This is a genomic window from Roseibium polysiphoniae, assembly GCF_014842925.1.
Classification (GTDB): Bacteria; Pseudomonadota; Alphaproteobacteria; order Rhizobiales; family Stappiaceae; genus Roseibium; species Roseibium polysiphoniae.
Map to the genome: position 1 here is coordinate 500,041 of NZ_JACYXJ010000005.1, position 12,071 is coordinate 512,111.

General features: G+C 60.3%; 12 protein-coding genes. 8 read left to right on the plus strand and 4 right to left on the minus strand.

Annotation, left to right across the window (positions count from 1 at the left end; genetic code table 11):
* Positions 1-46 precede the first annotated feature (46 nt).
* From murJ to IG617_RS15440, 4 genes are all read left to right on the plus strand, one after another.
* The gene (gene murJ, locus IG617_RS15425; RefSeq protein ID WP_192110124.1) at positions 47-1,609 is read left to right on the plus strand and encodes a murein biosynthesis integral membrane protein MurJ; all 1,563 of its coding nucleotides are present in this window, start codon (positions 47-49) and stop codon (positions 1,607-1,609) included.
* Positions 1,610-1,730: 121 nt separating this feature from the next.
* Positions 1,731-2,810 (plus strand): tryptophan--tRNA ligase, encoded by a 1,080-nt coding sequence (gene trpS / locus IG617_RS15430; protein WP_192110125.1) that lies wholly within the window; start codon positions 1,731-1,733, stop codon positions 2,808-2,810.
* A 123-nt stretch (positions 2,811-2,933) separates the two neighbouring features.
* Complete coding sequence (gene speB, locus IG617_RS15435; RefSeq protein ID WP_192110126.1) at positions 2,934-3,887, plus strand: agmatinase; 954 nt, start codon at positions 2,934-2,936, stop codon at positions 3,885-3,887.
* Positions 3,888-3,996: 109 nt separating this feature from the next.
* Complete coding sequence (locus tag IG617_RS15440; protein WP_192110127.1) at positions 3,997-4,551, plus strand: hypothetical protein; 555 nt, start codon at positions 3,997-3,999, stop codon at positions 4,549-4,551.
* Positions 4,552-4,641: 90 nt separating this feature from the next.
* On the opposite strand, the gene cysK is transcribed toward IG617_RS15440, so the two are convergent.
* On the minus strand, positions 4,642-5,601 hold the full coding sequence (gene cysK, locus IG617_RS15445; protein ID WP_192110128.1) for a cysteine synthase A: 960 nt from the start codon (positions 5,599-5,601) through the stop codon (positions 4,642-4,644).
* Between the two features lie 129 nt (positions 5,602-5,730).
* Entirely contained in the window at positions 5,731-6,183 is a 453-nt protein-coding gene (dut, locus tag IG617_RS15450) for a dUTP diphosphatase (RefSeq protein ID WP_192110129.1), read from the minus strand.
* A gap of 173 nt (positions 6,184-6,356) precedes the next feature.
* Here dut and IG617_RS15455 point away from each other — a divergent pair, with 173 nt between their 5' ends.
* From IG617_RS15455 to IG617_RS15465, 3 genes are all read left to right on the plus strand, one after another.
* Positions 6,357-6,776: a hypothetical protein gene (locus tag IG617_RS15455; protein WP_289034865.1), complete on the plus strand. Its 420-nt coding sequence runs from the start codon at positions 6,357-6,359 to the stop codon at positions 6,774-6,776.
* Between the two features lie 30 nt (positions 6,777-6,806).
* Positions 6,807-7,397: an OmpA family protein gene (locus tag IG617_RS15460; protein ID WP_153771699.1), complete on the plus strand. Its 591-nt coding sequence runs from the start codon at positions 6,807-6,809 to the stop codon at positions 7,395-7,397.
* A 227-nt stretch (positions 7,398-7,624) separates the two neighbouring features.
* Positions 7,625-8,437, plus strand: coding sequence for a DODA-type extradiol aromatic ring-opening family dioxygenase (locus IG617_RS15465; protein ID WP_192110130.1), 813 nt, complete (start codon positions 7,625-7,627; stop codon positions 8,435-8,437).
* Here IG617_RS15465 and coaBC read toward each other — a convergent pair.
* Together coaBC and IG617_RS15475 are read right to left on the minus strand one after the other, a co-directional pair.
* Positions 8,434-9,669 (minus strand): bifunctional phosphopantothenoylcysteine decarboxylase/phosphopantothenate--cysteine ligase CoaBC, encoded by a 1,236-nt coding sequence (gene coaBC / locus IG617_RS15470; RefSeq protein WP_192110131.1) that lies wholly within the window; start codon positions 9,667-9,669, stop codon positions 8,434-8,436. The genes IG617_RS15465 and coaBC overlap by 4 nt on opposite strands.
* Before the next feature lie 23 nt (positions 9,670-9,692).
* The gene (locus tag IG617_RS15475) at positions 9,693-10,955 is read right to left on the minus strand and encodes a penicillin-binding protein activator (protein ID WP_338109988.1); all 1,263 of its coding nucleotides are present in this window, start codon (positions 10,953-10,955) and stop codon (positions 9,693-9,695) included.
* 195 nt (positions 10,956-11,150) lie between these two features.
* On the opposite strand from IG617_RS15475, the gene rsmI reads away from it, so the two are divergent.
* Complete coding sequence (gene rsmI, locus IG617_RS15480) at positions 11,151-12,059, plus strand: 16S rRNA (cytidine(1402)-2'-O)-methyltransferase (RefSeq protein WP_192110132.1); 909 nt, start codon at positions 11,151-11,153, stop codon at positions 12,057-12,059.
* Positions 12,060-12,071: the final 12 nt, after the last annotated feature.

The window sequence follows — 12,071 nt, forward strand, 5'->3', positions numbered from 1 at the left end:
ATATTTGACCGCCGCGGGTTGTTCCCGAGGCCATGAGATTTGAAACATGAGCCTTTTGAAGAACTTCGCCACGGTTGGCGGTGCGACGATGGCAAGCAGGCTGCTGGGTTTCGTGCGCGACACACTGCTGGCCGCTGCGGTGGGCACGGGCCCGGTCGCGGACGCCTTCGTGGTTGCGTTCCGGCTTCCCAATCTGTTCCGGCGTCTGTTTGCCGAAGGGGCCTTCAACTCCGCCTTCATCCCTCTCTTCGGACGTGCCGTCGAAGAAGAGGGCGATGATGCCGCGCGCAGGTTTGCCGGTGAAATCGGAGCTGGCCTCTTGTTCTGTCTGCTTGTGCTGACGGCACTGGCGCAGATTTTCATGCCGGCAGTCGTCTGGGCCCTGGCCCCCGGGTTCGTCGGCGACGCGCTGAAGTACGACCTGACGGTCCTCATGTCCCGGATCGCCTTCCCCTACCTCGTCTTCATGTCCATGCTCGCCTTCATCGGCGGTATCTTGAACACCTATCAAAGGTTCGCGGCTGCCGCTTTTGCGCCAGTCATGCTCAATGTGGTCATGAGCCTGGTGCTTGGCGGCGTGATCCTCTCCGGCATCGAGGATCCCTACACCCTTGGCGTCATTCTGACGGTCGGTGTGACCGTCGCGGGCGTCGTCCAGCTATCGGTTGTCCTGTGGGACCTGAAGCGCTTGGGATTCCGCATTCCCGTGTATCGCCCGCGCTACACGAAATCGGCAAAACGTCTCCTCGCGTTGGGTGTGCCCGGCGTCATCGCCGGCGGCGTCACCCAGATCAACGTCGCCGTTGGCCAGGTCATTGCCTCGCTCCAGGACGGCGCCAATGCCCTGCTTTACTATGCCGACCGGTTGTATCAATTGCCCCTCGGTGTGATTGGCATCGCCATCGGCGTGGTCCTGTTGCCAAGCCTTACCCGTCAGCTGCGTGCCGGTCATGAAGACCAGTACCAGCGCAGCCTAAACAATGCGCTTGAGTTCTCTCTGGTGCTGACGCTGCCCTCGGCAGTGGCGCTGGCGGTCGTTCCCCATGAGATTGTCTCCGTGCTTTTTGAGCGCGGACGGTTCGATGCGCTCGCGACCGAAGGAACGGCTGCTGCGCTCGCCGCCTTTGCGTTCGGGCTTCCGGCCTTTGTCTTGAACAAGGTCTTTTCTCCAGGCTATTTCGCGCGCGAGGATACGAAGACGCCCATGTGGTTTGCTGGCATCGGGATGGCGGTCAACGTCGCCCTTTCGCTTGCGTTCTTCCCGTTCCTGCAGCACGTGGGCATAGCCTTGGCCACGACGGTCGCCGGATGGGTGAACACCGGGCTTCTGGTGATCGTTCTGTGGCGGCGTGGCCATTTCACGCCTGACCTGACGGTTTTGAGGAAGCTCGCGCTGATCCTGATCGCGAGCGCTCTGATGGGCGTTGTAATCCACTTTGCCGCAATCGGTTTGGCCCCCTGGATCTCCGGGGCCAACCTCTTGATCCGCGCTGCAGGCCTCGCCGCACTTGTCGCGACAGGCATGATCGTTTTCGGTGTCTTTGCCCAGCTGTCCGGGGGCAGCAATCTCGTCGCGCATTTCCGGGCGTTGAAGCGGCGCAACACCTGACATGCAGAATTCACCATCGGCAAGCTCGGTGCTTGCAAGAACTTTGCCTGGTGCCGTAAGACCGTGCCATCGATCACCCCAAGAGCCCTTCCAACCGGCATCTTGCGAAAAAGGACAGAAAATGACGGCGTTCAAGCCCCGCGTCTTTTCCGGCGTTCAACCGACCGGAAATCTTCATCTTGGCAATTATCTTGGAGCGGTATCTCGCTGGGTTCCGATCCAGGATCAGATGGAATCGATCTTCTGTGTTGTCGATCTTCACGCGATCACGGCTGGCTTCCCCGATGCAGGCAAGCTGGCATCCGCGACCCGTGAAGTGACCGCGGCCTATATCGCCGCTGGCATCGATCCAAAGAAATCGATCATCTTCAACCAGTCCCAGGTGCGCGAGCATGCGGAACTGGCCTGGATCTTCAACTGCGTCGCCCGCATCGGCTGGATGAACCGGATGACCCAGTTCAAGGACAAGGCAGGGAAGAACAAGGAAAACGCCTCTCTTGGTCTTCTGGCCTATCCGAGCCTGATGGCTGCCGACATTCTTGCCTACAAGGCAACGCATGTTCCCGTCGGTGACGACCAGAAACAGCATCTGGAGCTGACTCGCGACATCGCGCAAAAGTTCAACAATGACTTTGCCGCCCGGATCAAGGAGCTGGACGTTGGCGTGCCGAACCCGACGCCTTCGCCGGAGCTGCCGGAAGATCTGTTCTTTCCGGTCACCGAACCGATGATCGCAGGTCCCGCGACCCGCATCATGAGCCTGCGCGACGGCACCAAGAAAATGTCCAAGTCTGATCCTTCGGATCTCTCGCGGATCAATTTGACCGATGACGCTGAGGCGATCTCGCGGAAGATCAAGAAGGCTAAGACCGACCCCGAGGCTCTGCCGAGTGAGGTCGATGGCCTGAAGGATCGCCCGGAGGCAGACAATCTGGTCGGCATCTATGCCGCGCTTTCAGGTCAGTCTAAGCAGGATGTCCTTGGAGAATTTGGCGGCCAGCAGTTCTCGGCTTTCAAGCCGGCCCTTTCAGATCTGGCAGTCGAAAAACTCTCGCCGATGACCGATGAAATGCGCCGCCTGATGGCCGACGCATCGGAAATCGACGCAATCTTGAAGACCGGCGCTGAAAAAGCCTCGGCCATTGCCGAGCCGGTCCTTAAGGACGTTCGCAAGATCATCGGTTTTCTCGACGTTCGCTGATACCGCGTTTCCAGAATTGCGACATCAACCTCGCCCGTTAACCGGGCGGGGTTTTTTGTTGGTCGCAGATCAGCCTGTCCTCTACGGTGAGGGACTTATGGCAACCGTCGCGGAGATCCCAATTTGACATCCCATGGCTATGAAACCGGGCGTTTGAACCTGCCCTTTGTCGGCATTTGTACTTTTGGAAAGTACCCTTATCAGGCGGACTGGGATGCCATAGACGCCGACGTTGCGGTTCTCGGAGCTCCTTTCGATATGGGCACCCAGTGGCGGTCGGGTGCGCGCATGGGACCGCGCGGCATTCGTGAGGCCTCTACGCTGTTTTCCTTCGGCCATGCCGGGGCTTATGATTTCGAGGACGACATCACCTATCTGCCCGCCGAAACGACGCGGATCGTTGACCTTGGTGACGCGGATATCATCCACACGGACACCATCCACAGCCACGCCAACATCGAGGCCGGCGTTCGCAAGATCCTGGCCGCCGGTGCCCTGCCTGTGGTGCTTGGCGGCGATCACTCGATCAACATTCCCTGCATCAACGCCTTTGACGCTGAAGAACCGATCCATGTGGTCCAGATCGATGCCCATCTGGACTTCGTCGACGAGCGCCACGGCGTCCGCTACGGCCATGGAAACCCCATGCGCCGGGCCGCCGAAAAGCCTTATGTCACAGGCCTCAGTCAGATTGGCATCCGCAACGTCTCCTCGACAGCCCGGGACGGCTATGAGGATGCGAGAGCCATGGGATCCGACATCCAGTCTGTCCGCCACTTCCGCAAGCTTGGCGTGGAGCAAATGCTGGCGCGGATTCCCGAAGGCGCGCGCTACTATCTGACCATCGACATCGATGCATTCGACCCGTCGATTGCGCCGGGCACCGGAACGCCGAGCCACGGTGGCTTTCTCTACTACGAGGTCCTCGAATTCATCGACGGACTGACGCAGCGAGGCTCCATCGTTGGTCTTGATCTTGTCGAGGTAGCGCCGGACTATGACCCCACGGGATCCACCAGCACACTCGCCGCCCAGATCCTGATGAACACGCTGGGCCGGATTCTGCACCATCGGTGACAGTGCCGCGTTTCTTCGCAATAGGTTGATTTCAATGCGATTCCTGCAAGGAATCGTAATCAGTTTGCGGCAAGAAAAACGCCGTAGTCATTTGACGTAAGGACGATATATGCGTTTTTTAGCAATTAGCCTGTCTTGTGTGCTGACGGGCCTGGGTCTCGTTCAGACTGCCGGCGCCCAGGACTTCTGGAGCTACAAGGACTGGAATGTTTCGATTGAGAAAGTTGAATCGGAGCAGGACGACCACAAACGGTGCGTGATTTTCACCGGTGGCGACGGTCTCCCGACCATTTCCGCGACATTTTTCAGCGGAGATGTTGGTCCTCCCTATAGCTATCCGGAGGTCTCTGTTCTGGAACGGGCCTTTCGCGGCCACGCAACACTTATGAAAAACGGTGAGCCGGTCTTCTTCTCATTCGATGACGGCGATAGCGTCACGGGCAAGGTCGAAGCCGGGTTCGATGAAGAGGGTTTTGCCTTCGCCAATGGGCGGGTGGCGCAGGAGGATAATATTCTGGCCCTTCAGGCAATGCGCCGCAATGGCGAGCTGGCCGTTTCCGTCGCCGGAGGCAGTTTGATCATCGCCTCGCTGAACGGATTCTCGGCGGCCTACCTGAAAATGGCTGAGGTCTGCGCATTTTCGACCGAAGGTGTGCTTGACTAGCCACTTGCCGATGAAACTGAGCGGCAGGAGCGGGTTTGGGCCCGTCTCCTGCCGTTTTCATGTGTCGCTCTTGTCTAAGAGAGCGTGGGCTTACAGCCCCTCGAAGAGGGCGGTCGACAGATAGCGTTCCGCGAAAGACGGGATGATCACCACGATGGTCTTGCCGGCCATGTCGTCGCGCTGGCCGACCTTGATGGCGGCGCTGAGCGCAGCACCTGACGAAATGCCGACGGGAACGCCTTCGGTCTTGGCAACCTCCCGGGCCATCGTGAAAGCCTCGTCGTTGGAGACTGTCGCAACTTCATCGAAGACAGATGTGTCCAGAATGCCCGGGACAAAACCAGCGCCAATGCCCTGGATCTTGTGCGGTCCCGGGTTGCCGCCAGACAGGATCGGGCTGTCCGTAGGCTCGACGGCAACCACGTGCAGGTCGGGTTTGCGGGCTTTCAGGATCTGGGAAACGCCGGTGATCGTTCCGCCGGTGCCGATGCCGGAGACAAAGACATCGACAGCGCCGTCAGTGTCGTTCCAGATCTCTTCGGCGGTGGTGTTGCGGTGGATCTCCGGGTTTGCCGGATTTTCGAACTGTTGCGGCATCACTGCATCTGGAGTCTCGTCGACGAGTTCCTGCGCGCGCGCGATTGCGCCTTTCATGCCCTTTGCGCCATCGGTCAATTCCAGTTCGGCGCCGAGGATCTTGAACATCTTGCGCCGTTCAACCGACATGGTCTCCGGCATCACCAGGACAAGCCGGTATCCCTTTGCAGCAGCCACGAACGCGAGGGCGATGCCGGTGTTGCCCGACGTCGGTTCGACAAGCACGGATTTGCCCGGCGTGATCTTTCCGGTCTGTTCCATGGATTCAATCATGGCAACGCCAATGCGGTCTTTGACACTCGCAATCGGGTTGAAAAACTCGAGCTTGCCCAGCAGGCTGGCTTTCACGCCATGAGCGTGCGCCAAACGGTCCAGCCGAACGATCGGCGTATCGCCAATGGTTTCGGTGATGGAAGAATAGATCCGGCCGCGGCCCGGCTTTTTGTCGCTCATGGTGGTCCCCCAGATTTGGCGTTGAAAGATCGCCTTTTAACGAATGAAAATTAGGTGCAATCGCAGTGAATTGCGAGGGAAGAAATTCCAATCTGGCAGCTCATCATGAAAACAGTGGCGCGTGCGGGCTCATGAACCGGTGCCCGTCGAGCCGAAGCCACCTGCGCCGCGCTTTGTCTCAGACAGGGTCTCGACTTCGATCAGATCCGCTTGCAGGACCGGAGCGACAACGAGCTGCGCGATCCGCGCGCCGCGCTCGACCGTGAAAGGCTCATCGCCAAGGTTGACGAGGATAATTTTCACCTCGCCGCGATAGTCCGCATCGACCGTGCCTGGGGTGTTGAGAACCGTCACGCCATTTTTCACTGCCAGTCCGGAACGGGGGCGAACCTGGCCTTCGAAGCCTGCGGGCAGCGCCATGGCAAGGCCGGTCGGCACCAGCGCGCGCTTGCCGGGTGAGAGCACCAGGGGCTCATCAACGGCGGCCAGAAGGTCGAGACCGGCTGCAAGGTCGCTCTGGTAGGCAGGGAGTGGCAAATCGGCACCATGGGGCAGGCGCTTGAGTTCGAGGCGGACGGTCATGAAGGCTCCTGCGGAACATGAAAATGGTCGGCTACTCAATGGATTTGGTCAGGCCTTTGTCAACTGTCCCGAAACTCCCTCCCCGATTTTTGGAAGCTCCCCTTGCGGTAGGTGCGGCGGGATGAAAAGGTGCACATGATTCTAGTTTGAAGAGTAAAACGGGAGGCTTTCACGTGAATAAATTTCTAGCGCTCATAATGACCTGCTTTCTAATGGCACCAGTTCTGCCCGCCGCTGCACAAACGGTTGGGTTCGCAGACGCGATCAAGATTCTGGGCGCCAGCTGCGGCAAGGACATCAACACCTATTGCAAGACCGCCAACCTTGGAAACAACGAGATCGGCCAGTGTTTGAGTCAGAATCAATCCAAGATTTCGGCTCAGTGCGCGGCGGACAGCATTACGGTAACGGCCCTTCTGGAGGCCCGCTTTGCCGCTCAGGCAGCTGCTCCCAAGCTCTGTGACCGGGATGCTCAACAGTATTGCAAGCTGGTCAAGCCGGGCAACGGCAACGTTCTTCGCTGTCTGTTGAAGGCGCAGCCGAGCGTCAGCGAAAAGTGCAATACGGCCATAGACTTGGCCGGCTATCGCTGACCCGTTCCCAGCAGTTTTTGAGGTAAGATCATGAAATTCAATACTCCACTGCCCACGGGACTGGCGACCTTTGCGGTTGTCTTCGGACTGGGTCTCTCCGCCGTCAATGCTCAGACCGCCCTTTCGCGCAACGAGATCGTCAATTCTCTTCAAGGTGCTCAGGCGAAGGTGGATATCAGCGCCGACGATCTGCGTAAGCAGGCGCTCGAGCACATCAAGAAGTATCCTGGCGATAACTCGACCGAAGTATTGCCACTGGCGGCGAAACTGGCACAACTGCGCCAGTTCAACGTCGAGATCACGTTCGACTTCGACTCGGATCGGATTCGTCCTGAATCCTACGAGACGGTCGGGATCATCGCCGATGCCCTGCACACGCCATATCTGATGGGCCAGACCTTTTTTGTGGTCGGCCATACGGATGCCAAGGGGGATCGGGAATACAATCTGAATCTTTCCCAGCGCCGCGCCGACGCCATTCGCGACGCTCTTGTAACGACGTTCCGAGTTCCTGCAGGCCAGCTTGAAGCCGTTGGTTTGGGTGAAGAGCAGCTTCGTGACCCTTCCAAGCCGGACGCCGAGATCAACCGGCGCGTCCAGCTGATCAACGTCGGCTTCTGACGATCAGTCGCAACCAAGATCCTGCCGGGGCGTGATCTCGCCCCGGTAGGGTCAGACGATTTGTTGACCAATCGCAATTTTGACGCGCGCATTGTTCGCTATGAGTGAACGACTATGTGACGAATTCCCGGCTTCTCAGGCCGGCGACCGAGACCCATCTTGGTTTTGAAAAGGCCGTCCTACCGCTATGCGGTTCAAAGACGGCTGGGTTTCACATGGAGAAGGTCATGACAGTCCCGGACACTGCTCACTCCGCTGCGATTGCGCCGCTGTTTCTGGCGCATGGCTCGCCGATGCTGGCGATCACCGACATCCCGGCCAACCGGTTCCTCCGTTCGCTCGCTGGAACCATGCCGGAAGTAAAGGGTATCGTCATCTTGTCACCTCACTGGGAGACGGAGGGGCAGAAGATCTCCGCTCCCGGAACCTTGAAGACCATTCACGACTTTGGAGCATTCCCGCAGGCGCTGTTCGACATCCAATATCCAGCGCAAGCCAGTCCAGATCTGGTGAGCCAGGTTGCTCAGTTTCTTCAGACCGCCAAAATTCCGGCAGAAGAGGACGGGTCATGGGGTCTCGATCATGGTGCCTGGGTGCCGCTCTCCCTTGCCTACCCGGATCCACCCGTTCCGGTCGTTGAGCTGTCGCTGCCATATAACAGCACACCCGAGAGCGTTCATGCCCTCGGCCGAAGCCTTGCTCCATTGTCAGAGCAGGGAATCCTGATCATCGGCTCCGGCAGCACGACGCACAATCTGCGCGAGCTGTTTCCTGAGGGTACCGAGCCGGCTCCCTGGGCCATTCGGTTTGACCAATGGCTGGAAGAGGGTCTGAACCGCGGAAAAATCGAGTGGTTTTCTGATCTCGGCGCCGGGCCGGAGTTTCGTCGCGCCCATCCGACGGAAGAGCATCTTCTGCCGCTCTTCTTCGCCATGGGTGCCTCGGGCCGAGAAGCGGCACCGGAGCTGCTGCATCGCAGCTACTCCCACGGCACGATAAGCATGAGCTATTACCGCTTTCCGTCGGCAGAAGCTGCTTAGGCGCCCTGTGACTTCAGATAATCTGCGATCCGCGCGACAAGGCGGCGGGCGACTTCCGTCTTGTCCAGGTTTGGCCAGTCCTCAATACCCTCTGCACTGACGATCCTGACCGTATTCGCATCCCCGCCCATGACGCCCGTTTCCGGGCTGACGTCATTGGCGACGATCCAGTCGGCGCGTTTGCGCTCCAGCTTGCCGCGGGCGTTTTCCAGAAGGTTCTGGGTTTCGGCAGCAAAGCCGACAAGTAATCTGGGCCGAAGTCGCTCGTGATGGCCGATGGTCGCCAGGATGTCCGGATTTTCTACCAGATTCAGCGCAGGAGGCTGACCGGAGCCGTCCTTCTTGATCTTCTGCGCGCCCTCGCTTGAGGCCCGCCAGTCCGCGACGGCAGCCGCCATGATGGCCACATCTGCCGGCAGGGCCTTGGTGACGGCGGCAAGCATCTGTTCGGCCGTTTCAACGTGGACAACGGCAACTCCCTGCGGATCGGGAATCGCGACGGGGCCAGAAACCAAGGTGACTTGTGCACCGTCGGCCGCGGCGGCTGCTGCGATGGCGTGGCCCTGTTTGCCGGAAGACCGGTTTGCAATGTAGCGCACCGGATCGATCGGCTCATGGGTCGGGCCGGAGGTGATGAGGAAATGCCGGCCGGCAAGCGGCAGCTCGGGCAGGTCCCGGGAAGGTGTCTCTGAAAGAATGCGCTCGGCCGCGTCTGCAATCTCGATGGGCTCCGCCATGCGCCCGACACCGGCTTCCCCGCTTTCGGCCATTTCGCCGGCATTGGGGCCAATGAACGCCAGACCGTCAGCCTTGAGTGTTGCAACGTTGCGGGTCGTGGCCGGATGGGACCACATCTTCGGGTTCATGGCCGGAGCAACCAAAACCGGCTTGTCCGTTGCCAGAAGAACCGCAGTTGCCAGGTCGTCGGCGATGCCGTGGGACATCTTTGCCATGAGGTCCGCTGTCGCTGGAGCGATCAGGATCAGATCCGCGTCACGGGCGAGGCGAATATGGCCCACATCCTGTTCTGCCTCCCGATCAAAGAGCTCGGTATAGACCTTGCTGGCTGTCAGAGCACCGACGGCGAGTGGCGTGATGAATTGCTGCGCCCCTCGGGTCATCACGGCCTGGACCAGTGCGCCGCGCTCGCGCAGGCGCCGGATCAGGTCGAGCGACTTGTAGGCGGCGATGCCACCGGAAATGATCAGCACCACACGCTTGTCGGTGAGCATCTGTTTTTGCTCCTGATGGCCCGTCAGGTGCCGGACCGGAAATCTCTCGGCGCCGCGGAAATCACCTGGGTGCCGCTGCCGGTGAGCTGATAGACCGCAAGTCCGCGCTCGTTCTGGCCGTTCGATTTGAACCGGAACAGGCCGTCGATCCCGATGAAGCCGTCCTGATTGGTCAGCACGCTTGTCGCAAAGCGCTGGGGGCCTGCGGAACGAACCAGCCCGGCAGCCAGGGTTACACCGTCATAGGCGAGCGTGGCGTTGCGCGGAGGCGGCGTGCCGTAGGCGCCCTGATAGCGGCTGGCGAAGGCCTGAAAGCCCTTGTCCTCAGGGCCCGGATACCAACTGCCGACCATGAGCGGGTTCGACTTCATGTCCGCCGTATCCCACTGGCCGCTTCCCAGGATTTTGACCTGGCCAAGATTGGCGCCTGCTGATGTCAATGTCTGCATGACCACTGGCGCGACGCCGCCGCCCGCAGGAATGAACAGGCTGTCGATCTGACCCATGGCCGACGACAGCGCCTGGGTCTTGGCAAGCAGGTCCGCGGTATCTGTGCCGTTGAGCTTGTAGCGCTGGATCGAGACAATCCGGCCGGCTGTCCGGCCGACTTCCTGCCGGAAGGCGGCTTCAATGACCGCGCCATAGGTGTCGTCCGGGATCAGCGCCGCATAGGAGCGTTTTGACTGGCTGGCCGCATAGCCGATGATCCGCCGGACATCGGTCTGGGGCAGGAAGCTCAGCAGATAGACACCGCGCGAGGCGACGGAAACGTCGGTCGAGAAAGCGACAACCGGTACGCCGGATGATTTTGCCACGGTGGCAGCACCCGAAACGGCAGGCGCGAAGACCGGGCCGAGGATCAATTCAGCGCCCTCAGAGATGGCCGCCCGCGCCGCCGCCTGGCCACCCTGTGCCGTGCCAGCCGTGTCCTTGACCAGAAGCTGGACATCCGCATTCGGGAAATTGGCAAGCGCAAGTTCGGCGGCGTTCTTGAACACTGTCGCAATGGAGGTTGCGCTGCCGCCGCCGCTCATGGGCAGCAGCAAGCCGACGCGCACGCTGCCGGTGCCGACAACTTCGCCGGTGGTCGTGACCGGCTCGCCGGCGTTGATCGACTGACCCGGATAGGAGCCGAGCGTGGACCCCATGCAACCGGCGAGCGTCAGAGCGCCAAGACCGACAAATCCTGCACGCAGATATGTCTTCAGTCTTCCTGCGGTCCGGCTCCAACCGGTGAATGCGCCTGTGTCGATCAATTCTGCCTCCTCGAACACCTTTTCAAACACTTACGGATTCACCGTGCGTCTGTCCAGTTTCCACGCCGCTCTTGCCGGGGCCTGATGTCCCCGGATTTGCGCTTGCGCTTGGGTTCGCTCACCATTAGCCAGAGACATGGACCATTTTTAGCCGGCATTGAGGCATCGCTGCGCTGCAAGTATCTGCAGCGCAACAACCTTTGCCAGGACCGAACCGGGAAGCGCATGACCTCCGCCGAGAGCACCGATCAACGCCGTTACATCTTGTCGGAACACGCCTTTTCCGCGCCCCGTCTGGAGCCGGCGCTCTATATCGTTTCCACGCCGATCGGAAACCTTGGCGATATCACGGTGCGCGGCCTCGAAACCCTTGCGGGAGCGTCTGTCATCGCCTGCGAGGACACCCGCGTGACGGGGACCTTGACCCATCGGTTCGGGCTGAAAACGCCGCTCATGCCCTATCATGAGCACAACTCCGACCGCCAGAGACCGAAGATCCTGGAAGCGCTCGACCGCGGTGACGCGATTGCCCTTGTCAGCGATGCGGGCACGCCGCTGATTTCGGATCCTGGCTACCGGCTCGTCCGCGACGTGGTCGCAGCCGGTCATAAGGTCATCCCCATCCCGGGCGCATCAGCCTTGCTTGCCGGTCTTGTTGGCTCCGGACTGCCGAGTGATAGCGTGCTCTTCGCCGGTTTTCTGCCGCAAAAGGGCGGTCCGAAAAAGACCAGGCTGGCGGAGCTTGCAAAGATCCCGGCGACGCTGGTCCTTTACGAATCCCCGCGTCGGCTCGGGGCCACGCTGGCGACCATGGCAGAAATCATGGGCGAGGCGCGCGAAGCTGCGGTGGCCCGTGAACTCACCAAACGGTTTGAGACGTTCGAGCGCGGAACCCTGGCCGAGCTTGCCGAGACCTTCTCCGGCGACGCGCCGAAGGGCGAGATTGTCATCATGCTCGCCCCGGCCGAAGACGGCCCGGAAGCCGCTGCCGAGGACGCCGATGCGCTCTTGAGCGAGGCGCTGAGGGACATGCCTGTCAGCGCCGCGGCCAAGTCGGTTGCCAAACAGACCGGTCTGGACCGCAATGAGCTCTACAAACGCGCGCTTGAACTCAAGGCGGACGTGGGCACCTGATACGAGGCGGAA